This is a genomic window from Nonomuraea sp. NPDC050394, from assembly GCF_044459065.1.
Lineage (GTDB): Bacteria > Actinomycetota > Actinomycetes > Streptosporangiales > Streptosporangiaceae > Nonomuraea.
In genome coordinates, this window is record NZ_JBITIO010000005.1 from 54,931 (window position 1) to 79,968 (window position 25,038).

At 70.5% G+C, this 25,038-nt stretch carries 24 protein-coding genes; 12 read left to right on the forward strand and 12 right to left on the reverse strand.

Features of this window, described 5'->3' with window-relative positions; all coding sequences use genetic code 11:
* Positions 1-42: 42 nt before the first annotated feature.
* The 3 genes from ACIBKY_RS21165 to tdh are packed head-to-tail and all read right to left on the reverse strand — an operon-like array spanning position 43 to position 3,197.
* Positions 43-948 carry a LysR family transcriptional regulator gene (locus ACIBKY_RS21165; protein ID WP_397098526.1) on the reverse strand — a complete coding sequence of 302 codons (906 nt, stop codon included), beginning with the start codon at positions 946-948 and terminating at the stop codon, positions 43-45.
* Between the two features lie 17 nt (positions 949-965).
* Positions 966-2,138, reverse strand: coding sequence for a glycine C-acetyltransferase (locus tag ACIBKY_RS21170; protein ID WP_397098528.1), 1,173 nt, complete (start codon positions 2,136-2,138; stop codon positions 966-968).
* Positions 2,139-2,171: 33 nt separating this feature from the next.
* Positions 2,172-3,197: an L-threonine 3-dehydrogenase gene (tdh, locus tag ACIBKY_RS21175; protein ID WP_397098530.1), complete on the reverse strand. Its 1,026-nt coding sequence runs from the start codon at positions 3,195-3,197 to the stop codon at positions 2,172-2,174.
* Between the two features lie 503 nt (positions 3,198-3,700).
* Between tdh and ACIBKY_RS21180 the strand changes: the two genes are divergently transcribed.
* From ACIBKY_RS21180 to ACIBKY_RS21225, 10 genes are all read left to right on the forward strand, one after another.
* The gene (locus ACIBKY_RS21180) at positions 3,701-4,843 is read left to right on the forward strand and encodes an ROK family transcriptional regulator (protein ID WP_379618330.1); all 1,143 of its coding nucleotides are present in this window, start codon (positions 3,701-3,703) and stop codon (positions 4,841-4,843) included.
* 140 nt (positions 4,844-4,983) lie between these two features.
* Entirely contained in the window at positions 4,984-6,147 is a 1,164-nt protein-coding gene (locus tag ACIBKY_RS21185) for a Gfo/Idh/MocA family protein (RefSeq protein WP_397098532.1), read from the forward strand.
* Entirely contained in the window at positions 6,144-7,355 is a 1,212-nt protein-coding gene (locus tag ACIBKY_RS21190) for a glycoside hydrolase family 20 protein (protein ID WP_397098534.1), read from the forward strand. Before ACIBKY_RS21185 ends, ACIBKY_RS21190 begins: the two co-directional genes overlap by 4 nt.
* Positions 7,356-8,525 carry a Gfo/Idh/MocA family protein gene (locus tag ACIBKY_RS21195; protein ID WP_397098536.1) on the forward strand — a complete coding sequence of 390 codons (1,170 nt, stop codon included), beginning with the start codon at positions 7,356-7,358 and terminating at the stop codon, positions 8,523-8,525. It abuts the gene before it with no gap.
* Positions 8,522-10,420 carry a hypothetical protein gene (locus ACIBKY_RS21200; protein WP_397098538.1) on the forward strand — a complete coding sequence of 633 codons (1,899 nt, stop codon included), beginning with the start codon at positions 8,522-8,524 and terminating at the stop codon, positions 10,418-10,420. The genes ACIBKY_RS21195 and ACIBKY_RS21200 overlap by 4 nt, the downstream gene beginning before the upstream one ends.
* On the forward strand, positions 10,411-11,322 hold the full coding sequence (locus ACIBKY_RS21205; protein ID WP_397098540.1) for an endonuclease/exonuclease/phosphatase family protein: 912 nt from the start codon (positions 10,411-10,413) through the stop codon (positions 11,320-11,322). Before ACIBKY_RS21200 ends, ACIBKY_RS21205 begins: the two co-directional genes overlap by 10 nt.
* Positions 11,323-11,367: 45 nt before the next feature.
* Positions 11,368-11,955, forward strand: a complete 588-nt coding sequence (locus ACIBKY_RS21210) for an RNA polymerase sigma factor (RefSeq protein WP_397098542.1) — start codon at positions 11,368-11,370, stop codon at positions 11,953-11,955.
* Positions 11,952-12,545: a hypothetical protein gene (locus ACIBKY_RS21215; protein ID WP_397098544.1), complete on the forward strand. Its 594-nt coding sequence runs from the start codon at positions 11,952-11,954 to the stop codon at positions 12,543-12,545. The genes ACIBKY_RS21210 and ACIBKY_RS21215 overlap by 4 nt, the downstream gene beginning before the upstream one ends.
* Positions 12,546-12,712: 167 nt before the next feature.
* Positions 12,713-13,324, forward strand: a complete 612-nt coding sequence (locus ACIBKY_RS21220; RefSeq protein ID WP_397098546.1) for a TetR/AcrR family transcriptional regulator C-terminal domain-containing protein — start codon at positions 12,713-12,715, stop codon at positions 13,322-13,324.
* A gap of 35 nt (positions 13,325-13,359) precedes the next feature.
* On the forward strand, positions 13,360-14,127 hold the full coding sequence (locus ACIBKY_RS21225) for a siderophore-interacting protein (RefSeq protein ID WP_397098548.1): 768 nt from the start codon (positions 13,360-13,362) through the stop codon (positions 14,125-14,127).
* Between the two features lie 61 nt (positions 14,128-14,188).
* Here the strand turns inward: ACIBKY_RS21225 and ACIBKY_RS21230 are convergent, their stop codons facing one another.
* The 8 genes from ACIBKY_RS21230 to ACIBKY_RS21265 all read right to left on the reverse strand — a co-directional run bounded on the left by ACIBKY_RS21230 (position 14,189) and on the right by ACIBKY_RS21265 (position 21,376).
* The gene (locus tag ACIBKY_RS21230) at positions 14,189-14,566 is read right to left on the reverse strand and encodes an ASCH domain-containing protein (RefSeq protein ID WP_397098550.1); all 378 of its coding nucleotides are present in this window, start codon (positions 14,564-14,566) and stop codon (positions 14,189-14,191) included.
* A gap of 255 nt (positions 14,567-14,821) precedes the next feature.
* On the reverse strand, positions 14,822-15,901 hold the full coding sequence (locus ACIBKY_RS21235; protein ID WP_397098552.1) for an SPFH domain-containing protein: 1,080 nt from the start codon (positions 15,899-15,901) through the stop codon (positions 14,822-14,824).
* Between the two features lie 4 nt (positions 15,902-15,905).
* Positions 15,906-16,337, reverse strand: a complete 432-nt coding sequence (locus ACIBKY_RS21240) for an NfeD family protein (RefSeq protein WP_397098553.1) — start codon at positions 16,335-16,337, stop codon at positions 15,906-15,908.
* Between the two features lie 54 nt (positions 16,338-16,391).
* Complete coding sequence (locus ACIBKY_RS21245) at positions 16,392-17,585, reverse strand: Ig-like domain-containing protein (RefSeq protein ID WP_397098555.1); 1,194 nt, start codon at positions 17,583-17,585, stop codon at positions 16,392-16,394.
* 69 nt (positions 17,586-17,654) lie between these two features.
* Positions 17,655-18,770 (reverse strand): fumarylacetoacetase, encoded by a 1,116-nt coding sequence (gene fahA, locus ACIBKY_RS21250; protein ID WP_397098557.1) that lies wholly within the window; start codon positions 18,768-18,770, stop codon positions 17,655-17,657.
* Positions 18,757-19,548, reverse strand: a complete 792-nt coding sequence (locus tag ACIBKY_RS21255) for a hypothetical protein (RefSeq protein ID WP_397098559.1) — start codon at positions 19,546-19,548, stop codon at positions 18,757-18,759. The genes fahA and ACIBKY_RS21255 overlap by 14 nt, the downstream gene beginning before the upstream one ends.
* Positions 19,509-20,669, reverse strand: a complete 1,161-nt coding sequence (locus ACIBKY_RS21260) for a homogentisate 1,2-dioxygenase (RefSeq protein WP_397098561.1) — start codon at positions 20,667-20,669, stop codon at positions 19,509-19,511. The genes ACIBKY_RS21255 and ACIBKY_RS21260 overlap by 40 nt, the downstream gene beginning before the upstream one ends.
* Positions 20,670-20,746: 77 nt before the next feature.
* On the reverse strand, positions 20,747-21,376 hold the full coding sequence (locus tag ACIBKY_RS21265) for an IclR family transcriptional regulator (RefSeq protein WP_379618362.1): 630 nt from the start codon (positions 21,374-21,376) through the stop codon (positions 20,747-20,749).
* A gap of 90 nt (positions 21,377-21,466) precedes the next feature.
* Between ACIBKY_RS21265 and ACIBKY_RS21270 the strand changes: the two genes are divergently transcribed.
* Both ACIBKY_RS21270 and ACIBKY_RS21275 read left to right on the forward strand, forming a co-directional pair.
* A complete protein-coding gene (locus tag ACIBKY_RS21270; RefSeq protein ID WP_397098563.1) occupies positions 21,467-22,096 on the forward strand; it encodes a hypothetical protein in 630 nt (209 codons plus the stop codon).
* 41 nt (positions 22,097-22,137) lie between these two features.
* A complete protein-coding gene (locus ACIBKY_RS21275; RefSeq protein WP_397098565.1) occupies positions 22,138-23,244 on the forward strand; it encodes an NAD(P)/FAD-dependent oxidoreductase in 1,107 nt (368 codons plus the stop codon).
* Positions 23,245-23,756: 512 nt separating this feature from the next.
* On the opposite strand, the gene ACIBKY_RS21280 is transcribed toward ACIBKY_RS21275, so the two are convergent.
* A complete protein-coding gene (locus ACIBKY_RS21280; protein ID WP_397098567.1) occupies positions 23,757-25,004 on the reverse strand; it encodes an MFS transporter in 1,248 nt (415 codons plus the stop codon).
* Between the last annotated feature and the right edge of the window lie 34 nt (positions 25,005-25,038).

Genomic DNA, 25,038 nt, shown 5'->3' on the forward strand with positions numbered 1-25,038 from the left:
GGAGCTTACGTATCGGTAGATGTCCGCCTTTGTGGGCTTGTTTCAGGTGTGCGGGAAGAGATCGGTGGCCGTGGCGTCCAGGGTGATCAGCAGAGGACGCAGGAGCGGATGGTGCTCGGCACCCCTGCGGACCGCGGCGAACACCCGGCGCTCCGGGCCCGGCGCCTCCCGCACCACCACGCCGGTGAGGTCGAGGTCCCGCAGCGCCAGCCGGGGCACCAGCGCCACTCCGGAACCTGCCCCCACCAGCGCCACCACCGCGCGGAAGTCGTCGGAGGAGTGGGCGAAGTCCGGGGTGAACCCGGCCTGCTCGCAGGCCACGGCGATGACGTCGTGCACCGGGTTGCCCGGGTACGGGCCGATCCAGCTCTCGGCCGCCAGCTCGGCCAGCGCGACGCCGCCCGACTTCGCCAGGAGGTGGCTCGTGGGCAGGACCAGGTCGAACGGCTCGGCGTACAGGGGGACGCGGGTCAGGCGCTGGTCGGCCGGTGCGCCCCGGTACTCGACGGCGATGGCCAGGTCGGCTCCGCCGTCCAGGAGCATGGTGAGGCTGTGGTCGCCTTCCGCGTCGCGCACGCGCACGTCCAGGCCGGGGGAGGTCTCGCGCAGCGTGCGTACGGCGGGGGCCAGGAGGACGGCGATCGCGGTGGCGAACGAGGCCACGGTGACCTCGCCGGCCGCCCCGGTCGTGTAGGCGGCGACCTCGGCTTCCGCGCGTTCGAGCTGGGCCAGGACCTCGTTGGCGTGGGCCAGCATGATGCGGCCGACCGCGGTGAGCCGTACGCCGCGGCCGTCGCGGATGAACAGCCGGTGCCCGACCTCGTGCTCCAGCGCGCCGAGCTGCTGGGACACCGCCGACGGCGTGAGGTGGAGCGCCGCCGCCGCGGCGGTGACCGTACCGTGGTCGGCCACCGCGCGGAGCGTACGCAGGCGCCGCGTCTCTATCACGCGGCCGAGCATAGGGTCTATCCGTTGCGTGCCGTGATGAACGCGTCCACGGCGCGGTCGACGTCCTCGGTGGAATGGGCGGCCGAGAGCTGGACGCGGATGCGCGCCTGCCCGTGCGGCACCACCGGGTAGGAGAAGCCGATCACGTAGATGCCCAGCTCAAGCAGCCGCTCGGCCATGGCTCCGGCCTCGGCCGCGTCACCGATCATGACGGGCGCGATGGGGTGGTCGCCGGGCAGGATGTCGAACCCGGCCTCGGTCATCCGCTCACGGAAGCGCGCGGTGTTGGCGCGTAGCTGGTCGCGGGCGTCGTTGGAGGTCTCCAGCAGGTCGAGGATGCGCAGGGACGCGGCGGCGATGACCGGCGCGAGCGAGTTGGAGAACAGGTACGGCCGCGACCGCTGCCGCAGAAGCTCGCAGATCTCCTTGCGGGCCGCGACGTAGCCGCCGCTGGCGCCGCCGAGCGCCTTGCCCAGCGTGCCGGTGATGATGTCGACCCGGTCGGTGACGCCGTGCAGCTCCGGCGTGCCGCGGCCGGTGGGGCCGACGAAGCCGACGGCGTGCGAGTCGTCGACCATGACCATCGCGTCATACCGGTCCGCCAGATCACAGATCTCCTGCAACGGCGCGAGATATCCGTCCATGGAGAACACGCCGTCGGTGACGATCAGCCGCCGCCGCGCGTCCGAGGCCTCCTTGAGCCGCGACTCCAGCTCGCCCATGTCCCGGTTGGCGTAGCGGAAGCGCCTGGCCTTCGACAGCCGGATGCCGTCGATGATGCTCGCGTGGTTCAGCGCGTCGGAGATCACCGCGTCCTGTGCGTCGAGCAGCGTCTCGAACACACCGCCGTTGGCGTCGAAACACGAGCTGTAGAGGACCGTGTCCTCCATGCCCAGGAAGTCCGACAGGCGGGCTTCCAGCTCCTTGTGCACCTCCTGCGTCCCGCAGATGAACCGCACCGACGCCATCCCGAACCCCCACCGCTCCAGCGCCTGCCGCGCGGCCGCGACGACCTCGGGGTTGTCGGCCAGGCCGAGGTAGTTGTTGGCACAGAAGTTCAGGACCTCGGCCTCGCCCACGCGTACGTGGGAGTTCTGCGGGGTGCTGATCACCCGCTCGGGCTTGTGCAGCCCGGCCTCGGTGATCTCGTCGAGCGTCTCACGCAACTGGTCGCGGACGGTGGAAAACATCAATCCTCCAAGATCTGGTACGGCGGGCGGCGTTCACTCCCAGTCGAGAATGACCTTGCCGGTACGGCCACTGGCCGCGGTGTCGAAGGCGGCGTCGAAGTCGCGGTAGCCGAAGCGGTCGGTGATCACGGGGGAGAGGTCGAGGCCCTTCTCCAGCAGGACCGACATGTTGTACCAGGTCTCGAACATCTCGCGGCCGTAGATGCCCTTGATGGTGATCATCGACGTCACCACCGTGGACCAGTCGATCGCGAACTCCTCCGCCGGAAGCCCCAGCATCGCGATCTTCCCGCCGTGGGTCATCGTGGCGATCATCTCCCGCATGGCCCGGGGGTTGCCGGACATCTCCAGCCCGACGTCGAACCCCTCCCGCATCCCCAGCTGCTTCATCCCGTCGGCGATGGGCGTTCGCGCGACGTTGAGCGCGAGCGTGACGCCGAGCTTCCCCGCCAGATCGAGCCGTTCCGGGCTCACGTCGGTGATCACGACGTTGCGCGCGCCGACGTGGGTGGCGACCGCGGCGGCCATGAGCCCGATGGGCCCGGCGCCGGTGATCAGCACGTCCTCGCCGACGAGCGGAAAGGACAGCGCCGTGTGTACGGCGTTGCCGAACGGATCGAAGATGGCCGCGATGTCGGGGTCGACCGGGACCCGGTGCACCCAGACGTTGGAGGCGGGGATCGACACGAACTCGGCGAAGGCGCCGTCGCGGTTGACCCCCAGCCCGATCGTGTTGCGGCACAGGTGGCGGCGCCCGGCCATGCAGTTGCGGCACTTCCCGCACACGAGGTGTCCCTCGCCGCTGACCAGGTCCCCGACCTTGATGTCCTCGACCCCGGCCGCGACCTCGACCACGGTCCCGCTGAACTCATGCCCCACGATCAGTGGCAGATCAAGGGTGTGCCTGGCCCAGTCATCATATTTCCGGATATGCAGGTCGGTGCCGCAGATGCCGGTACGCAGCACCTTGATCAGCACCTCACCCGGCCCCACCGTCGGCTCCGGCACGTCCCTCAGCCACAGCCCCTCTTCGGGCCGCTCCTTGACCAGCGCCTTCATGGCAACCAACCCCCTCGTCTGAACCTTACGCACTGTGCCCGGCGGGCTTCGGGCATGTCCATCGAGGTTTCCTTAACTCCCCCAACAGAGAACCTTCACGCCCCTGCCAGACCCCCATTCCCACAGCCCAGACCCTCAGCGATCCCTGGCGTGTCGTCCCTCCGGCGGGAAAGCCGTCACCCCCTGCCCACCCACCGTCCCGAGGACCTCCGAGCCGTCGGCCCCGTGTCACCCGCCTGGCGACGCCGGTTCCGGGCAAGGCGGCGTCTCTTCCGGTGCCGGACGCTCCGCGGTCCTCCCGCGCGGGCGGGTCGCGAGGGGAGCGGGGGATCGTGCGGGTGGTGTCCCAGCGCGTCGGGGACCGTGTGCGGGTCTTCCCGTGAGGTGGGGGAGCTCGGGCGGGGTGGTTGACGGCAAACGGTTGGGGTCGTGGGGCCTGGTAGTGATTACGTAACAAGGTTGGCTAAGTAGACTGTTCGTTCAACCAGAAGGGTGGAGGTCAGGTGGTACAGCAGAGCGGCGACGCCTCCCTTCTGCGCAGGCTCAACTCGGCGGCGATCCTGCGGATCCTGCGGGCCGGCGACGATGTCACGCTCACCGAGCTGGCCAAGGCGGCGAAGGTGTCCAGGCCGACGGCCGAGGCGATCGTGGAGGAACTCCTGGCCGAAGGCTGGGCGGAGGAGTGCGAGGAAGAGCTGGGCGACCGGCAGCGGGGGCGCCCGGCGCGGCGCTACCGGTTCCGGGCGGCGGCCAGGCATGTCGTGGGGATCGGGATCGGCGGCTCCACGATCCGGGCCATGACCGCCGACCTCAAGGGGAACGTGGTCGGTTCGCGCTCGGCCGGGGTGCCGCGCGAGGTGGACGCGGGCGAGCGCATGGCCGCCGTGGTCAAGCTCGTGGAGGAGAGCGCGGCCGATCTCGGGCTGACGGCCGGGGACCTGGCGGCGGTCGGGGTCGGGACCACGGGTGTGGTCGACGGCGAGGGCCGCGTGGTCAAGAGCGTCAGGCTGCGCGACTGGACGGGTCTGGAGCTGCAGGCGGAGCTGCGCAAGGCCCTGTCCGCGCCGCTGCTGGTGGAGAACGACATGCGCCTGGCCGTCCTGGCCGAGCACTGGCGGGGCGTGGCGCAGGAGTGCCGGGACGTGGTCTACCTGTTCACCGGCAACAGGCTGGCGCTCGGGCTGCTCATCGACGGTGTGCCGTACCGGGGCGCCCACGCGGCGTCGGGCGAGCTGGGCGAGCAGCCCAACGGCAACTGGTCGGCGTTCGGGAGCGTGATCGCCTACGCGATGGCCGCCGAGCCGGGCGAGCTGCGGGCGCCGAGTGACATGGCAGAGTTCGCCTTCGAGCGCGCCAGGTCGGGGGAGCCCGCCGCGGTGGAGGCGGTGGAGCAGTTCGCGCTGAAGCTGGGCGAGGGACTGGTCACGATCGTCAACCCGCTCGACCCCGAGATGGTGGTGATCGGCGGCGCGCTCGCGCGGGGCCGTGAGCTGCTGGTCGGCCCGATCCAGGCCTATCTCGACCGGGTCTGCCTCTACCCGCCCAAGGTGGTCGCCTCCGAGCTGGGCCGCGAGTCGATCGTGGTGGGCGCGGTACGGCTGGCGCTCAACCACGCCGACAGAACCCTCTTCTCCGTAGGGCTTTAACGCTGCCGAGTTGCTTATCTCCAGGGTCGTTCACGGCCCTGGTGTCGCTTACGCCGGAATTTCTGCCTGATTTTCTATAGATTCTTTCATAAATCCTCGCTAACCTTCAGGACTGGTCAAGGAGCCTGAAGGGACGGCAAGTGGAAGATCTACGCATCGGGGTCATCGGCCTCGGGCTGCGGCTCAGCCTCGCGGTGGCCGCGCACCGGCCGGGCCGTGGTTCGGTGGTCGCCGCCCTCTGCGACTCCGACCCCGCCGCGCTGAAGAGGGCGGAGGAGCGGTTCGGCTCGCCGTACCTCACCGAGGACCATCGCGACCTGCTGGAACGCGACGACATCGACGCCGTCCTCGTCGTGACCCCGGACGACACGCACGAGCGGCTGGCCGTCGACTGCCTGGAGGCGGGCAAGGCCGTCTATCTCGAGAAGCCGATGCACATCACGGTCGAGGGCTGCGACAACATCCTGGAGACCGCGCGCAGGACCGGTACGCGCCTCTACATGGGCCACAACATGCGGCACATGGGCGTCGTGCGGCTGATGCGGGAGATCATCCAGAGGGGCGACATCGGCGCCCCCAAGACCGTCTGGGTGCGGCACTTCGTCTCCTACGGCGGCGACTACTTCTTCAAGGACTGGCACGCCGAGCGGGCCAGGACGACCGGCCTGCTGCTGCAGAAGGCCGCGCACGACCTGGACGTGATCCACTGGCTGGCCGGCGGCTACACGACCAGGGTCAACGCCTTCGGCGACCTCGTGGTCTACGGCGACCTGCCCCGCCGCGCCCCGGACCTGCCCAGGCCGGAGGGGTGGCTGAAGGAGTTCGACTGGCCGCCGGCCGCGCGCAGGGACCTCAACCCGGTCGTGGACGTCGAGGACCTCTCGGTCATGAACATGCGCCTGGACAACGGCGTCATCGCCGCCTACCAGCAATGTCACTTCACGCCCGACTACAACCGCAGCTACACGGTGATCGGCACCGAAGGCCGCCTGGAGAACGACGGCGGCCACGTCAAGGTGTGGAACCACGGTCCCACCGGGTATCGCGCCGAAGGTGACATCACGTACAAGGTGCCCGAGACCAAGGGCTCACATGGTGGTTCCGACGAGCGGATCGTTAGCGAGTTCTGCGGGTTCGTGCGGGAGGGCGGCGTGACCGACACCTCGCCGGTGGCCGCGCGGATGAGCGTGGCCGCGGGTTACATGGCCACGATGTCGCTGCGCGACGGCGGCGTGCCGTACGACATCCCGGCCCTGGACCCCGAGCTGGTGGCCTACTTCGACCGCGGCCAGGTGGAGCGGTGAACGTCCGGCGCTGGCTGGCGGGCGAGGGCGTCTGCCGGCCCGCGGAGATCCGCACGGAGCTCGTCCCTGGCCTGACCGACGACGAGGGCGGCCCGCGCTTCGCCGAGGAGGGCTACCGCCTCACGATCACGCGCGACGCCGCCGTCGTGGAGGCGCCCTCACCGACCGGTCTCCTGTACGGCTCCCGCACCGCCGAACAGGCCCTGGCCCGGGACGGCGCGCTGCCGGTGGGCGTGGCCGTGGACTGGCCCGGCTACGAGGTACGCGGCTTCATGCTCGACGTCGGCCGCCGCTTCTTCACCCCCGGCTACATCCGCGACCTGATCGCGCACATGGGCGAGCTCAGGCTCAACGAGCTGCAGCTCCACCTCAACGACAACGGCTTCAAGAGGGAAGGCGGCGGCTGGGACGGCGTCCAGGCCGCCTTCCGCCTGGCCAGCTCGCGCTTCCCCGGCCTGTCGGCGACCGACGGCGTGTACACGCGGGCCGACTGGGACTCCTTCGAGGACGTCGCCGCGGCCAACGGAGTCCGGCTGATCCCGGAGATCGACGGCCCCGCGCACTCGCTGGCCTTCACCCGCTTCCGCCCCGAACTGGGCGAAGGCGACCACCTGGACCTGTCCAGGCCGCAGACGACCGCCTTCATGATGGAGCTGTTCGACGAGTTCGTCCCGTGGTTCCGCGGTCCCGCGGTGCACTTCGGCGCCGACGAGTACTTCGCCGACCCCGGGCTGTTCCGCGACTACTTCAACGCCATGGCCGCACACATCAGGTCGCACGGCAAGCGGGCCCGCGCCTGGGGCAGCTTCACCCGGATGACCGGCGACGCCGAGGGCTACGACCGGGACGTGACGATCAACACCTGGGCCAACTCCTGGTACGACCCGGTCGAGGCGATCAGGGACGGCTACCCGTTCATCAACACCAACGACGAGACGCTCTACGTCGTCCCGAAGGCCGGTTACTACCACCCGGACGGGCTGGACGCGGAGTTCCTGGCCCGCGAGTGGCAGCCGCACGTCTTCCCGGGCGGCAAGTCCGTCGAACCCCGGCATCCGCTGCTGCGCGGCGCCATGTCGGCGGTATGGAATGACATGACCGAGCTCGACTACACCGAGCAGGACGTGGACCGGCTGATCCGGCCCACGTTCGCCATCCTCGCCAGCAAGATGTGGAACGGCTCGCCGTACCCGCGAGAAGGGATCTAAGTGGAAGACCTGCGCATCGGAGCCGTTGGTCTCGGTCTCCGGACGAGTCTGCACCTGGCCGCGCACCGGCCGGGCAAGGGGTCGGTGGTGAGCGCGCTGTGCGACATCGACCCGGCCGTCCTCAAGCGCCAGTCGAAGCGGTTCGAGGCCGACTTCATGGCCGAGGACTACCGCGACCTGCTGGAACGCGACGACATCGACGCGATCATCCTGGCGACCCCGGACGACACGCACGAGCGGCTGGCCGTCGACTGCCTGGAGGCGGGCAAGGCCGTCTATCTCGAGAAGCCGATGCACATCACGGTCGAGGGCTGCGACAACATCCTGGAGACCGCGCGCAGGACCGGTACGCGGCTGTACGTCGGGCACAACATGCGGCACATGGGCGTGGTCCGGCTGATGCGGGAGATCATCCAGAAGGGCGTGATCGGCGAGCCGAAGGCCGTCTGGGTGCGGCACTTCGTCTCCTACGGCGGCGACTACTACTTCAAGGACTGGCACGCCGACCGCCGCAACACCACCGGCCTGCTGCTGCAGAAGGCCGCGCACGACCTGGACGTGATCCACTGGCTGGCCGGCGGCTACACCAGCCGCGTCAACGCCTTCGGCGACCTCATGGTCTACGGCGACCTGCCCCGCCGCGCCGCGGACACGCCCAGGCCGGAGGGGTGGCTGAAGGAGTTCGACTGGCCGCCCGCGACCCGCCGCGATCTCAACCACGTCGTCGACGTGGAAGATGTGTCCGTGATGAACATGCGCCTGGACAACGGCGTCATCGCCGCCTACCAGCAGTGCCACTTCTCGCCCGACTACGTCCGCAACTACACGGTGATCGGCACCGAGGGCCGCCTGGAGAACTTCGGCGACGGCCCCGGCGACGTGGTCAAGGTGTGGAACACCGGCCCGAGCGAGTACCGGGCCGACGCCGACATCACCTACAAGATCCCCGAGGCCAAGGGCTCGCACGGCGGCGCCGACCCGGGCATCATCGGCGAGTTCTGCAGGTTCGTGCGGGAGGGCGGCGTGACCGACACCTCGCCGGTGGCCGCGCGGATGAGCGTGGCCGCGGGTTACATGGCCACGATGTCGCTGCGCGACGGCGGCGTGCCGTACGACATCCCGGCGCTCGACCCCGGGCTGGTGGACTACTTCGACCGCGGGCAGTCATGACCTACCACCTCCGCTACCAGGTGCTGCCCGGCCGGGATCCGGCCAGGCTGGCGGCGTACTGCGCCGGGCACGGGATCGAGGAGGTCGTGCTCATCTACGGTTCGGAGGAACTGCACGCCGGCCACCCGGTCGGCGTCGGCGAGGACCTGTGGTTCGAGCACGTGTCCGAGGTGAAGGACGTGCTGGACGCGCACGGGATCGGCGCCAGCCTGAACCCGTGGGTCACCGTCGGCCACGCCGACCGCGGCCGCACGCAGGACCTCGGCTTCGCGCCCATGGTCTCCCCGCTGGGCGAGGCGGCCACGGCGACCGCCTCGTTCGCCTGCCCGGTCTGGCGGGACTGGCTGGCCGGGCACTACGGGCGGTTCTCCCGGCTGGGCTTCCGCGTGCTCTGGCTGGAGGACGACTTCCGCTTCCACAACCACGCCCCGCTCACCTGGGGCGGCGGCTTCGAGCCCGAGATGCTGGAGCGCTTCGCACTCCTCGCGGGCGACAAGCCCACCCGCGAGGAGCTGGTCGCCGCGATCACCGCCACCGGCCCGCCGCACCCCTGGCGGGCACTGCTGCAGCGCACCTGGCGCGAGGTGCAGCTGGAGGTCCTCGATCTGGTACGGCAGGCCGTGGCCGGCCGGGCCAAGCTCGGGCTGATGAGCTCAGGGCTGGGCGTGGCCTCGGTCGAGGGCCGGGACTGGGCGGCGTTCTTCGACCGGGTCGAGGTGCACCGGCCGCACTTCGCGCCCTACGGGGACGCGCCGGGGCGGCGGCTGTCGTACTCGATCGCGATGCTGGAACTGCAGCGGGGGCTGCGTCCCGCCGGGGTGGAGGTGGCGCCGGAGATCGAGAACTGGCCGCACACCGAGTGGACCAAGTCCGACACCCAGACGTGGTCGGAGATGGTGACGGCCCGGCTGTCCGGCGCGGGCGGGTTGCTGCTGGACGTGCATCCGTTCGTGACCGGTGACCCGCAGCGCTATCCGAGAGTGGGCCGGATGCTGGCGCGGTCGCGCCCGGCCGTGGACCGGGCGTTCAGTCCGGATATCTCGGTTCATGGGGTGGGGGTGCCGTGGTGGCCCGACACCGCCGCCCACGTGTGGGGCGACGGCGGCCTCGACGGCCTGCGGGCCGACCCGCTGCGGGCGGCCGAGTACCTGCTGCCCTACGGGGTGCCCGTCCAGGCCGGGGTGGGCGCGGTCAACGCCGTGTTCGGCAAGGTCGCCTGGGGTGTGCCCGACGGCGAGGTGGAGAGGTTGCTGTCCGGCGGGCTGCTGCTCGACGGGCACGCGGCGCTCGTGCTGGCCGAGCGCGGGTTCGGGGAACTGCTCGGGGTGCGCGTGGAGGAGGTGGCCGAGCGCGACGCGCCGGCGCGGCAGCCGTACAGCATGGAGCGGGTTCTGGACGGCGGGCAGTTGCTCAGCGTGAACGTACAGCCGGCCGTCGCGCGGCTCGCGGCCCTGCCCGGAGCCGAGACCTGGACCGAGATCCTCACCCCGCGCGGCGAACACTGGGGCGACGGCCGCGTCGCCTTCACCAACCGCCTGGGCGGCCGCGTCGTCACCCTGGCCGCCTGTACGCCCGAGTCGCTCGGCCGCTGCGACGACGGACAGTCCCTCGCCCACCGCTCCCTCCACTACCTGAACGCGGAGCTTCCCCTGGTCACCGGCGGCCCGCACCTGCTGCCGCACCTGGCCAGAACCGCCGCGGGCTGGCGCCTGGCGATCGCCAACGGCTCGGCCGACCCCGCCCGCCCCGTCGCCGACCTCGACCGGGACGTCACCGCGACGCTCCTGGCCCCGCTCGCCGAACCCGCGTCCGTCCCCGTGCGGCGCGCCGAGGGCCGCGTCCACGTCGAAGCCGACGTCCCGCACCGGGGATATGTGCTGCTGGAGTGGCGTTGAGGGTCCTGTCGTGGAACATTTGGGACGGCGGCCGCGCCGACCTGCCCCTCATCGTGGAGCAGGTCGCCGCCGTCGCCCCTGACGTCTTCTGCTCCATCGAGACGTACGGCGCCGCCGAGACGATCCTCCAGGGTCTGCCCGGCTACACGGGAACCCGGATCACCGCCGGGGACCGCGACAACCTCTGGATCTTCAGCCGGCTGCCGGTGACGCACGTGTTCCCGCCGTCGTTCGACGACTTCCGCTTCGGCGGCATCCGCGTCACCTCGCCCGGCACCCCCGGCTTGTCCGGCACCCCCGGCACCCCCGGCACCCCCGGCACCCCCGGCACCCCCGGCACCCCCGGCACCCCCGGCTTGTCCGGCACCCCCGGCCATCCCGGTTTGTCCGGCTCCTTGGGTCGTCACGGTTTGCCCGGCGGGACCGAGGTCAATGTCTTCGTCGCCTGGCTCAACTTCTCCGAACCCTGGCTGGGTGACGTGATCGCCTCCGGCGCTTCTCCCGAGGCGATCCGGCAGGCCGAGCGGGTCCAGCTGTCCGAGCTCACCCGGATCGCCGGCGAGGAACTGCCCCGCCTGCTGGCCGGCGACCCGTCACCGGTGGTGCTGGCCGGCGACCTCAACGTCCTGCCCGCCTCCGACTGGCCCCACCTGCGCACCACCCAGATCCTGGTCGACGCCGGCTTCACCGACACCTTCCGCGCCGTCTCACAGGACCCCGGCCACACCTGGAGCACCCAGCCCGACCGCGCCCACGTACGCATCCCCGAGCGCATCGACTACATCTTCGCCAAGGGCCTCAAGGCCGCGGACTCCAGAATCATCACCGAACGCCTGCCCCACCACCCACCGGGCCCGTTCTACTCCGACCACGCCGCCCTGGTCACCGACTTCCACCTCTAAGACCCCGGAACCCCCGGGCGTCCGCGGACAGTACAGGGTGTGGATGTGACGACGCGTGCCCGGATCCGGGACGGAGACCGGCAGGCCTTCGGCGACCTGTTCGACGAGTTCGCCAAGGCCGTCTACAACCACGCCTACCGGCTGACCGGCGACTGGTCGGCCGCCGAGGACGTGGTGTCGCTGACGTTCCTGGAAGCCTGGCGGCTGCGGGAGCGGATCGAACCGGAAGGCGGTTCCCTGCGCCCCTGGCTCCTGGGCGTGGCCACCAACGTGGCCCGCAACCTGCGGCGTTCCGCCCGAAGACACCGGGACGCGATGGCCAGAATGCCCAGACCGGAGGCCGTCCCCGACTTCGCCGACGAGCTGATCGACCGCGTGGCCGACACCCAGCGCCTGGACGACGTGCGCGAAGCCTTCGTACGGCTGCGCGAACACGAGCAGGACGTCCTCGCCCTGTGCGTGGGCGCGGGCCTCGACTACGCGGAGGCGGCCGAGGCGCTCGGCGTCCCCGTCGGCACGGTCCGCTCCCGCCTGTCCCGGGCCCGCAAGAAACTGGAACTCGCCGCCACCCGCCGACAGGTAAGAGGTGACCGCGGCACCGCGGTCCGGCCCGTCAAGGAGAGCACCCCATGAACGTCTTCCCGGAGGAGCGCGACCTTCCCGGCGGCCGTCACCGTGACCTGAAGGAGTTCGTGATGGCGGAGATCCAGACCCGGCCGCGCCGCAACCTGTTCCGTCCGATGGTCCTGGCCCCGGTGCTGGGCGTGGCCGCCGCGGCGGCCGTGGCCCTTCCGCTGGTCCTGGGCGGCGGCACCCCCGCCCACGCCGTGGAGAAGAACCCCGACGGCACCCTCACCGTCACGATCCATGAGGCCAAGGACCCCAAGGGCCTGGAGGCCAACCTCAGGGGCATGGGCTACAACGTGGTGGTCGACTTCGTCCCGCAGGGCAAGCAGTGCGCCCCGAAGAAGCGCAGCGAAAGCTGGGTGCCGCGGGAGCAGTCCAAGCTCACCGTCTTCCCGCCCACCGTGGACATGAGCGACGCCCCCGGCTACCAGCTCGACCTCACCAAGATCGGCCCTGGCCAGACCGGCGTGCTGATGTTCGCCGTGGGCAGGGACGAGCGGCACGTGGTGGCCGGCATCTGGGCCGGCATCTCCAACGGCCCCGTGGCCACCTGCGAACTGGTCGACAGCGACGGCGCCCCCCTCGACGTCGACTGACGCCATCCCGCAAGCACGCCCCAGGCCCGCCGGCCCGGCACCCTCACCCGCTTCCGAGACGCGGCCGCTCGGAACCTGGCGCCGGGACCGGGCCTGGGGAGTGATGTTCCTCACCTGAACGATGTTCAGGATTGAACGGTGTTCAGGTTCCGTGTCACACTCGCCGCATGCAACTGAAGCGTGCGGACGTCGTGACCGGGGCTTTGGCCCTGCTCGACACCGACGGCCTGGACGGGCTGACCATGCGCAAGCTGGGCGCGCGGCTGGGAGTCCAGGCCGGCGGCATCTACTGGCACTTCAAGAACAAAGAGGCCCTGCTCGGCGCCATGGCCGACCGGATCATCGGCACGGTGACCGAGACCCCGCTCACCCCCGGCCCCTGGGACGCCCAACTGGCGGAGATCGCCCACCGCCTGCGCCGCGCCATGCTCGCCCACCGCGACGGCGCCCGCGTGGTCGCGGGTACGTACGTGACCGAGCCGAACACCGTGCGGGGCGGTCATCAGGCCCTGCGCATCCTCACCGACGCCGGTTTCCCGCTCGACCGGGCCGGATGGGTGATCTTCACCGCCATGTACTACGTGCTCGGCCACACCATCGAAGAGCAGGCCCAGCGTGAGGCCGGCGACTGGGAGCGGCGCGGAAGCGAACTGGCCGACACCGAACTGCGCCGCGCCGTCGAAGGCATGATCACCGCCGACCCCGGAGAACGTTTCGCGTACGGCCTGGAGCTCTTCCTCGACGGTGTCCGCCTCCGCATCGCCGAGGCCCGTCAATGATCCCCAAGGTCAAGCGCGCCAGAGGACGGCGCACCATGCCCCTGGAAGTCCGCGCCAACATCCGGCTGAGCCCGTCGTTCAACCGCCTGACCCTCGGCGGCCCGGCCCTCGCCGGCTTCACCAGCCCCGGCCGCGACCACGGCGTACGCCTCTTCTTCCCGCGCGAAGGCCAGGACAGCCTGTGGCTGCCCAGCTTCAAGAACGACGCCTGGATGCCGGAAACACTGCTGCAACCCACCTCCCGCCGCCCGTGGGTACGCAACTACACCGTCCGCGACCACCGCCCGGACCAGCAGGAACTGGACATAGAGTTCGCCCTGCACGGCGACGAAGGCCCCGCCTCCGCCTGGGCCGCCCGCGCCCGCCCCGGCGACCCGGCCGGCATCCTCGACGAGGGCTACACCTATCTCCCACCCGACGGCGCCGACAGGCAACTGCTGGTGGGCGACGAGAGCGCCCTGCCCGCGATCCTCTCCATCCTGAGTACGGCTCCCGCCGACCTCACCGGGCACGTCTACCTGGAGGTCCCGCAAGCCGCCGACATCCGTGGCACGATCGTGTGCCCGGCGGGCGTACACGTGACCTGGCTGTCCCGCGACGGCGCCACCACAGTCCCCGGAACCCTGGCCCTGGAGGCCATCAAGGATTCCCCCGAGCTGGGCAAGCCCTCCTACGCCTGGATCGCCGGCGAGTCGAAACTGGCCACCGGCGTACGCCGCCACCTGGTCAGCGAACGCCACATCGAAAAGAGGGACATCGCCTTCATCGGCTACTGGCGCCACGGCCGCCCAAGCCCCGGCTGACCCCTGCGCACCCCTCTCATCCTCGATCCGAACGGCAACCCACGAAGATCGAGCACGACACCTACCTCTGGGAGGTGGCCTCGATGAGCTCGATCCCGATGGCCAGGACACCGAGGGCTTCCTTCTCGGGACCATAGATGCGGCGGATGTTGGCCAGTTGCTGCTCGCGCGGGCTGGTCGGGTTCACCCGCTCAGGGCCTTCGGCGTCCAGCATCTCCTCGAAGCTGGTGTAACGGGCAATACGTGTGACGCGGGTGAGGGCGTCGTCGTGGCCGCACACGAATCGGATATGGTCTCCGGCCTTGAGGGTGCGCAGGTTGGGGTACCGCACCCGCACTTCGACGGTCTTGGAGCCATCGGCGACCAGGTCGAAGTAGCGGCGATAGAGGTTCATCTCGCGGGCGCGCACGCCCGTCTTCGCCGCGGGGGGTGCAGTCATGATCCTGTCCAGTTCGACGGCGGTGTAGGAGGGCCCCACCTGGCAACCACCTAGCTGGGCAAGGGGTGGGGCCTTGGGCAGGCTGCCCGAGCGGAGCGAGGCCCGACAGGGGTCGGGCCCCTGGCCCGACTGGAAGCACGCGCGGAGCGAAGCGGAGCTCCATGCGTGTTGGGTGGGCTCCAACCGCCCGACCACCCAGCCGGGCAAGGGGTGGGACCTCAGGTAAGACAGCCCGAGCGAAGCGAGGTCCGAGCTTTAGGTGTTGCGTTCCGCTTGCTGGGGGTCCTTTTCGAGGTCGGGGAAGGGGGATGGTTCCGGTACGGCCGCGCCCAGCTGCCGGGGCAGGCCAGGCTTTTCCGCTTCCTGGGCGGAGGCCACCGCTTCGGCTGCCGCCTCCGAGGCCTTGGCCACCTCCTCATCAGCCGCCGACGCGTCCGCGATCTCGTCCCGGGTGGCGGACGAGCGGGGCAGGGCTTCGGTGAACGCCTTGGACACGCCCTGCAGCGCGGAGGTCACCTCGCTGGGGATGACCCAGAACGTGTTGCCCTCGCCCTGCGCGAGCTGCGGCAGCACCTGGAGGTACTGGTAGGCGAGCAGCTTGGGGTCGGGGTCGTTGCGGTGGACGGCCTGGAAGACCTGGTCGATGGCGCGGGACTGGCCTTCGGCTTCGAGGATGGCGGCGGTGCGCTGGCCTTCGGCGCGCAGGATGCGGCCCTGCTTGTCGCCTTCCGCGGTGAGGATCTGGGATTGGCGCTGGCCTTCCGCGGTGAGGATGGCGGCCCGCTTGTCGCGTTCGGCCCGCATCTGCTTCTCCATCGCGTCCTTGATGGTCTTGGGCGGGTCGATCGCCTTGATCTCGACCCGGTTGACGCGCAGGCCCCATTTGCCGGTGGCCTCGTCGAGGACGCCGCGTAGCTGGCTGTTGATGGTGTCGCGGGAGGTGAGGGTCTTCTCCAGGTCCATGGAGCCGACGACGTTGCGCAGGGTGGTGACGGTGAGCTGTTCGACGGCCTGGATGTAGTTGGCGATCTCGTAGGCCGCCGCGCGTGGGTCGGTGACCTGGAAGTAGAGGACGGTGTCGATCTCGACGACGAGGTTGTCCTCGGTGATGACCGGCTGGGGCCGGAACGAGACGACCTGTTCGCGCAGGTCGATCATCGGGTAGACGCGGTCGACGTAGGGGATGACGAAGTTGAGTCCGGGTTTGAGTGTGCGGTGGTACCGGCCGAGCCGCTCGACGTTGCGGGCCCTCGCCTGCGGCACGATGCGTACCGCTTTGAGTACCGTGATCACCGCGAAGAGGGCGATGACCAAGCCGACGATCAGCAGCTCCATATGATCACTCCCGGGGATAGACGAGGGCGGTGGCGCCCTCGATCTCGATGACGTCGACGGTCGCCCCGGTGGGGATGACCAGCGTTTCGTCATAGGCGCGTGCGGACCATTCCTCGCCACCGATGCGTACTCTGCCGTCGCGGCCGGTGACCTCGGAGATCACGTACGCGTGCTTGCCGACCAGCGCCTCCACGCCGAAGCGCTTGAGCTGGGGCTGGCGGATGTGCCGCATGGCGATGGGCCGGACCGTGAACAGCCCGGCCGCCGACGACAGCGTGAAGACGAGTAGTTGAAGCGGAATGGGCAGGCCTAGTGCCGCGGTGGCGGCGGTCAAGAGAGATGCGACGCCGAGGATGCCCAGAGCGGCCGTAAGGGTGAAGATTTCCGCCACACCGAGCACGACGGCGAGGATTATCCAGATGACCCAATCTTCCATGCGTTGGCCCTCCTGACAGGTGAACGGGCCTAGGTCTGCTTGGTGTTCCCTCTCCTACGTTAAACCTGGAGCGGGCGCTTGTTGCACCCATCCGCCGCTGGATGCCGGATCGTGAAGTGCGCTGCCCAGCTGCCATTTCTCCCAGGAAATCTGCCAGAAGCCCCAGCCGTTGTTCCATTCGAGCGGGCGGTCGGTTCCGGTGATGCTGACGGGGTCGCCGCGCAGGGAGTTGGCGAAGAACCAGGCTGCCTGGTCAGGGCGGGAATTGATGCAGCCGTGGCTGACGTTGGCCCGGCCCTGGGCCCAGACGTTGTTCTTCGCGTGCACGTATTCGCCGGAATTCGAGATGCGTACGGCGTGGTCGATCATCAGGTCGTAAAAACCCGGGTCGCCTTTTTTCCGTCCCGGGGACACCATGCGCACCGGGTTTCCCTTGTCCATCGTGAGATGGACTCCGCTGGTGGTGGTGTATTCGCGGGTGGTGGCCATGCCGGCGCTGATGGCCATGTTCTGGACGACCTGGCCGTCGCGCCTGACGACCATCTGGTGGGTGCGGGTGTCGACGGTGCTGGTCTGCTTGCGGCCCACGGTGAAGGAGAGCGTGTGGTCGTCGGTGCCGAAGACGCCGGGGGACGGGCGTACGCCGGTCAGGTGGGCGGTGAAGGTGACCTTCTGCCGGGCCGGCCAGAAGCGGCTGGTGCGGTAGACGACCTGGGTGTCGCCGGTCCAGCGCCAGGCGCCCTCGACCGGCTTGGCCGCGGTGACCTCCAGCGCGCGCTCCACGGCGGCCTTGTCGCGGACGGGGCCGTCGAAGGTGACGATGATCGGCATGCCGACGCCGACCTCCTCGCCGGGCAGCGGGGAGACGGAGGAGACGTTGAAAGCACGGCCGGCGGCGCGGGTGCGGAAGCGGCCCATGGAGATGGACGAAGGACCGCCGGCGGTGGCGGCGGTCGCGGTCACCGCGTACTCGGTGTCGGGCTCCAGCGCCCAGCTTGAACGCCAGGTGGTGCCCCCCGGGTCGAGGGCACCGGGCACCGGGCGGCCCGCGGCGTACGCGAGGACCTGGCGCAACGTGCCGCCGCCGGCCTTGACCACGAGACCGCGGTCCGGCCGGGCGCGGTCGGAGTCGAAGGCCGGGAAGGTGGTGATGACCGGGGGCGCGGCCGTGGGGGACTCGGCCGTGACCGAGGAGCACCCCACGATCGCGAGCAGGACGACGAGACAGAACGCCGCGGCACGCCGCATCTCACTCCTGGATTCCTGGGGGCGGGGAGCTCCTAGGGTAGCGGTGAGTCACGGCTTGAGCACATCGAGTCACCTGCCGATGGTTCCGGAGACCTCCCCCAGGCCGAGCCCGCCGGCGGTGGCGGTGATGGTCACCGTGTCGCCGTCCTCCAGGAACGTGCGGACGGACCCGTCGGGCAGCTTGATCGGCTCGGTGCCGTTCCAGCTCAGCTCCATGAGCGAGCCGCGCTGGCCGGGCTCGGGCCCGGAGATGGTGCCGCTGCCGTAGAGGTCGCCGGTCCGCAGCGACGCGCCGTTCACGGTCATGTGGGCGAGCATCTGATCCGGCGTCCAGTACATGCTCCGGTACGGCGGCCGCGACACCACGACCCCGTTGAGCAGGACTTCCAGCTCGATGTCCAGCCCCCAGTCACCCTGCCTGCGCAGATAGTCAAGCGGCGCCGGATCCTGCGCACGCCCCGGCACCCGCGGCAGTGCCTCCAGCGGCGTCACCCACGGCGAGATCGAGGTCGCGAACGACTTGCCGAGGAAGGGCCCGAGCGGCTGCGCCTCCCAGCCCTGGATGTCGCGGGCGCTCCAGTCGTTGAGCAGCGTCACCCCGAACACGTGGTCATCGAACGCCCCGGCGGGAGCCCCGATCGCGGACGGCATGCCGACCACGAAGCCCAGCTCGGCCTCGATGTCGAGCTTGGCGCACGGCCCGAACACCCCGGCACGCAACTGCCCGCTGGGCCGCGTGACCGGCGTGCCCGAGACCACCACGGTCCCCGAGCGACCGTGGTAGCCGACGGGCAGGTGGCGCCAGTTGGGCAGCAGCGCCTCCGCGTTCGGCCGGAACATCTTGCCCATGTTGGTGGCGTGGTCGACCGAGGCGTAGAAGTCGACGTAGTCGGCGACCTCGACGGGCAGGTGGAGCGTGACCTGGTCGAGCGGGATCAGGTGCGGCTCGGCCAGCGAGAGGTCGTCGGTCAGCTTGGTCTGGATGAGCGCGCGGGTGTCGTGCCAGGCGTGCCGCCCGCGGGCCATGAAGGCGTTGAGGCTGCCGGTGGCGAACACCTCGTCGTGCAGAAAGGCGGACAGGTCCAGGACGCGGTCCTCGAAGCGCACGCCCACGCGCGGGGCCTCGCCCCGGCGGGAGAACACCCCATAGGGCAGGTTCTCCACGCCCCACCTACGCTCCGTCACTGATCACTCCTAGTGTCTTGAGGTCGTCGATGGGCGTGCCGGTGCTGCACGAGCCGTAGCTGACCAGCAGTTCACGGGCGCGCTTCGCGCTCTCCTCCGGTACGGCCAGCGCGAGCCGTACCAGGTGGCCGACGTCGGTCGTGCGCAGGACGGGCACCGGATCGCGGTGCTCCACGGCCTCGCAGACGGCGAGCACGAGGTTGAGGAAGCCGTGCCGGTCGACGCCGAGCGCGGGGTCGAAGTGGCGTACGGCGTGGTGCAGCCCGGCCGTGGCCTTGAACGGGATGTCGTTGGCCACGCAGTGGGCGATGAAGGCGCCCAGGTGCTCGGCGGGCGGGAAGGCGTCGGCGGTCATCCCGCCGCAGCGCACCTTGAGCCCGGCCCCCTCGGGCAGCGCGGTGACCTGGGATCGGGCCGGTACCTCGATGAACAGGCGGACGCCGTCGGGCAGGTCCAGGCGGCCGGCCTCCTCGGGCGGCAGCCGTACCTCCACGAAGTCGACGGGGAGGTCGGCGAAGGCGGGCAGTTCGCCGGTGTCGAGGATCAGGCCCATGCGGGTGGGGCGGGGCTCGGCGCGGCGCAGCGTGTCGAGGCGGGAGGCCGGGCACAGGAAGCGGTGGGTGAGCAGGGGGCTGGCCGCTTCGAGGTCGCGCTGGTGGCGGGCGAGGGCCTCGTCCATGTGCAGCGAGGTCGGCGGGAACAGGCCGGCGTCGTCGACGAGGGCGGTGAACAGGGTGTTCATCGTGCCCAGGTCCAGGCGTAGCCGGGGTCCTCGCATGACAGCGCGCCCTGGCCGAGGTCGAGCGGGCGGAAGGTGTCGACCATGACGGCCATCTCGCTGGTGTGGGTGGCGCCGGCCTCGATGACCGCTTCTACCGCTCCCGGCTGCGGGCCGTGGGTGAAGCCGGCCGGGTGCAGGGAGATGGAGCCGACGTCGATGCCGGAGCCCGCGCGGGCGGAGTAGTCGCCGCCGACGTAGAACATGAACTCGTCGGAGTCCACGTTGTGGTGGTTGTAGGGGATCGGCACGGCGTCGGGGTGGAAGTCCAGCGGTCTCGGCATGAACGAGCAGACCACGAAGCCGGGGCCCTCGAACGTCTGGTGCACGGGCGGCGGCGCGTGCGTCTTCTTCACGATCGGCTCGAAGTCGTTGATGTTGAAGGCGTAGGGGTAGAGGTAGCCGTCCCAGCCGACCACGTCGAACGGGTGGTTGCGGTAGACGAGCCTGGTCAGCCCGCCGCGGGTGCGGACGAGGACCGGAACCTCCTCGCCCTCTGCGGTGAAGGGCTCCTGCGGGGTGCGCAGGTCGCGCTCGCAGTAGGGGGCGTGCTCCAGGAACTGGCCGTAATGCGACAGGTAGCGCTTGGGCGGCCTGATGTGCCCGGAGGCCTCGATGGCCAGCACGTTCACGGTGCCGGACGGCACCCACCGGTGGATGGTGCCGGTGGGGATGACGACGTAGTCGCCCTCTCCGGCCTCGATGACGCCGTAGGTGGACTCGAAGCGTACGTTGCCGCGCTGGATGTAGACGCACTCGTCGCCCATGGAGTTGCGGTAGAGCTCGCTGGGGCGGTCGCTGGTGGCGTACGACAATCGGACGTCGCCGTTGGCGGACAGCAGCATCCTGCCGGTCACCAGGTCGCCGGCGGAGGCGAGGTCCTGGGTGCGGAAGTGGCGCGGGGAGAGCGGCAGGTTCGCGCTGGTCGTGGTGGGCAGGAGCGGTTCGACCGCCTCGGCCTTGACGATCGCGGTGGGGAGGTGGCGGTGGTAGAGCAGGGAGGAGTCGGATGAGAAGCCCTCTTCGCCCATGAGCTCCTCGGCGTACAGGCCGCCGTCCGGGCGCCGGAACTGCACGTGGCGCTTCCTGGGTACCTCGCCTACGAGCCGGTAGTACGGCATCTCTCTCAACTCCGTCCGGTTATCGGACACTTATGTCCTCTATGTGTAACTACCGTCCTTCATCGCGGGCCGTACTGTCAACCAAGCGCGGCGGCGAGTTCGCCGGCCGCCACCACGACGCGGGGACCGGTGCCCTCGGCGAGTCCGCCGAAGCTCACCACCCCCACGGACGCCTCCAGCCACGGCAGTCCCGTGACCGGTGCGGCGATCCCGCGGGCACCCTCCTGGAGCTGGCCCTCCGTCACCTGATACCCGGTGTTGCCGCCGCGCATCGCGAGGATGGCCTGGCCCGCCGCGCCCTTGGCCAGCGGGTGCCGCGAGCCCTCGCGGTAGGCCACGTGCAGGTCGGTCCAGGACGGCTCGACGACCGCGACCGCGAGCCCGTCGTCGCCCTCGGCCACGGTCAGGTGCGCGGTGGCGCCCACCTCCTCGGCCAGGCGCCGCAGCGTCGGCAGCGCCGCCGCCCGCAGAAGCGGCTGTACGGCCTGCGCCAGCACCAGCACCCCGAACCCGAGATGCACCCGCCCCTCGGCGTCCCTGCGCGCGAACCCCTCGTTCATCAGCGTCGTGACCAGCCGGTACACCACCGGCCTGCTCAGCTCCAGCGAGGCGGCCAGTTCGGTGGGCGTGCGGCCCCCGTGCCCGTCGGCGAGCAGCCGGAGCAGGCGGAGCCCGCGCTCCAGGGTCTGGGCGGATTCTGCGGCCATGCTGTTGATTATGCGTGGTGCTGGTGTGACGCTCCGCACTGAAGCGGGTAAGTACCCGGTTAGTCGGACCGGGGGGTAAATATGCGGCAAATGTGGCTTGTCCTGATCGGCGGGCTGGCTATCTGTGCGTTGATCCCCGCTCTGCCTTCGGTCGGGGAGCGGGCGTCCTCCCTGATCCGCAGTAATGGAATGGGCCCGCCCCGGACGTCCAAGCCCGGCCTGCTGGTCGAGACCACGTTCTACGCCACCCTGGGCATCGAGGTCGGCGAGCGGGTCCTGCCCTTCGACGAGCAGGCCCAGATCCGGCCCAAAGAGGTGGCGCCGGGCGTCCGGGTGGACGAGAGCGGCAGCCTGCAGGGCAAGCCGCTGAGGCCCGGCACCTTCTCCTCGCCGATCGAGCTCTGCCGCGGGCGCACCTGCGCCGAGGACACGATCACGCTCATCGTCTATCGGAACGTTCCATGGGAGCCGCGCAACCTCACCTTCCCCGGCAGGGTCGGGGAGCCGATCAACGGGGAGATCTCGATCAACGGGGGCCCGGCCGGCGTCCTGCCCACGTTCACCGTGACCGACTACGACAAGCTGCCGGAGGGCGTGAGCATCGGCCCCGACGGCCATGTCGGCGGAGTCCCGGCCGTGAGCGGCCACTTCGAGATCCCCGTACGCATCTGCGTGGCGGGAAACTGCGCGGGCGTCGTGGTGAAGATGATCGTGGTCTGAGGGCCTTGCGGCGGGTGGCGTAGAGCGGCCACGGTGGTGGCATGAAATCGGTCATCGTGGTCGGAGCGGGTATTTGGGGTGCGTCGCTGGCATTGCGGCTGGCCGAAACAGGCTGGCAGGTGACGCTGATCGAACAGCACAAACCCGGGCACGTACGGCAGGCCAGCGCGGGCGAGACCCGGCTGCTGCGCGCCGCGCACGGAGACGGCGAATGGTACGCCCGGTCCTTCTGGCAGGCGCTCGACGGATGGCGCCGCCTGGAGGAACGGGCCGGTGAGCAGCTCTACCACGAGGCCGGGATGATGTGGCTGGCCCAGGATCCCGACGGGTGGGAGCACGCCAGCGCCCGGGTGCTGAAGAACCTGGACATCCCCTGCGAGGTGCTGGAGCCGTCGGACGGGGGCAGGTTCTTCCCCGAGTTCCGGCCCGACGGGCTCAGCTTTCTGCTCTGGGAGCCGAAGGCCGGGGTGATCAGGGCGCGGCGGGCCACGCAGGTGACGGCGGCGCTGGCCGTACGGGCCGGGGCGCAGCTCGTCAGGGCGCGGGCGCTGCCCGTGGACGGCGGGGTGGTGGCCGACGGGCGGAGGCTCACCGCGGATCGGGTGGTCTGGGCGACGGGGGCGTGGATGCCGGAGTTGTTCGACGCACCGCTGACCGTCACCAAGCAGGACACGCTGCACTTCGCGGTGCCGGCCGCGTGGACCGTGCCGGGGATGCCCGCCTTCGTGGATCACAGCGCCTCGTTCTACGGGCACGGCGACGTGGACGGAGTCGGGATGAAGGCCACCTCCGACGTGGAGGGCCAGCCGTACGAGCCGGAGCACGGCCCGCGCACCGTGGACGCCGCCGGCGTCGAGCGGGCCAGGACGTATCTGGCGCGCAGGTTTCCTTCGCTGGCCGGCGCGCCGGTGCTGTTCAGCCAGGTCTGCCAGTACGCGCTGACGCCCGACGCGGAGTGGATCATCGCCGAGACCGCGCCGGGCGTGTGGCTGCTGGGCGGGGACTCCGGGCACGGATTCAAGCACGCGCCCTCGCTGGCCGCGTACATGGCCGGAGTCCTGGACGGAGAGCACGCCCCGGACGCCCGCTTCGGGCTGGGCGAGCGGGTGCCGACCAGAGGCCTGCGGACCAGCGGAGAGTCCAGGTAAGGCCAGCCCTACCCGCACTTCGGGGGAGTGCGGGGCAGATCGGGACGGTGATCGCGGCGGACACTTCGGGAAGGAACTCGGGAAGGAACGAAGATGTCTGCTCCGCACTCCGTCCGCACCGCCGCGGGCCTGTGGCTTCTCGCGGTCGCGCTCGGCGCCGCCGAGACCGCGATCGCCGTCAGCGGCCTGCTGATCAGTGGCGAGGCGAGCGTGGGCGAGCTCGCCGGGGGCCTCGGCCTGCGCCTGGCGATCTACGCCGCCGCCATCTACCTCGCCCTCGCGCTGCGAAGGGGCAAGAACTGGGCCAGGCTCACGCTGACCGCGACCCTGGGTGTGTTCGGCACGATCTCGCTGGTCATCGAGCCGATCCGGTACTTCATGGCCGGCGGCGGCCTCTCGGAGGCCCTGACCTCGGCCGGCGCGGCCGACCTCGCCATGGGCGCGAGCCGGGTGCTCCACCTGACCGCGGTGCTGGGGGCGGTGGCGCTGATGTTCCAGCCGAGCGCCAACGACTACTTCTCGGGGAACTCCGGCGCCCGCAGGTTGCGTACACCCGGTGAGAGAAGGGCCGCGGCCGTCGCCACCGCGACCACGCCCGCGCAGACCAGCATGGCCGACCTCGCGTCGACCATGACCGCCAGGCGGCCCGCCAGCAACAAGCCGAGCGGCCCGAACATCAACGACCCCAGCGCGTCGTAGGCGCTCACCCGCGACAGCGCCTCGGGCGGCACCTCCCGCTGCAACGTGGTCTGCCACAACACGCCGAACACGTCGAAGCAGACCCCGAGCAGGAAGGCCCCCGCCACCACCACCCACAGCGGCGCGTCCACCCCCAGCAGGAGGTACGGCAGCGCCGACGGGAAGCACAGCAGCGTGGCGACCAGGATGGGCCGCCTGGGCCGCAGCCGCAACGCCACCACGACACCGACCAGCGTGCCCACGGCCTCCCCCGCGAGCACGGCCGACCAGGCGCCCGCGCCCCCGAGATGCTCCTTGGCCAGCAGCGGCCCCAGCACGCCGTGGGCCGCCTGCAGGGCCATGACCATGATGGAGAACTGGGCCACCACCACCCACAGCCACTGCCGGGAGCTGAACTCCTTCCACCCGTCCTTCAGGTCGCGCAGCACCGAGTGCCGGGCATCGCCGGTCCGGACGTGCGGCGGCAGGCGGAGGAACTGGATCAGCAGCCCGGAGACGCCGAACATCAGCCCGCTCACCGCCAGCGCCCAGGCGCCGCCGACCAGCGTCACGGTGATGCCGCTGAGCACCGCCCCGGCCACACGGGAGGTGTTGGCGCCCAGGCCGAGCAGCGCGTTGCCGGTCTGCAGCCGGTCGGCGGGCACGACCTCGGGGATGATGCCGGTGAGGGCCGGGAAGAGCACGGCCATCGCGATGCCGCCGAGGGCGGCGGCGGTGGCCAGCGCGGGCAGCGGGGTCCATCCGGTGAACAGCATCAAGGCCAGCGCGGAGTAGGCGGCGCAGTTGACCCACTCGCCGGTCATCATGACGAGCTGCCGGGGGAAACGATCCGCGACCACCCCGCCGACCAGCATGAACAGCACCATCGGCAGCGACTGGGCGGTCAGCACCACCGACAGCGTGGACGCGTTCGCCCCCGGCAGCCCGAGCACGCCGAACGCCAGCGCCACCGGCGCGAAGGCACTGCCAAGGACCGAGATGGTCCTGGCCGACAGCAGGAGGGCGAAACGGTGATCCCGGAGAAGCCCGAGATCCTGGCGAAAGCTCTGCACTCGCGTCATTGTTCCGCCTGCCTGCGACATTTCTGTCGGCGGG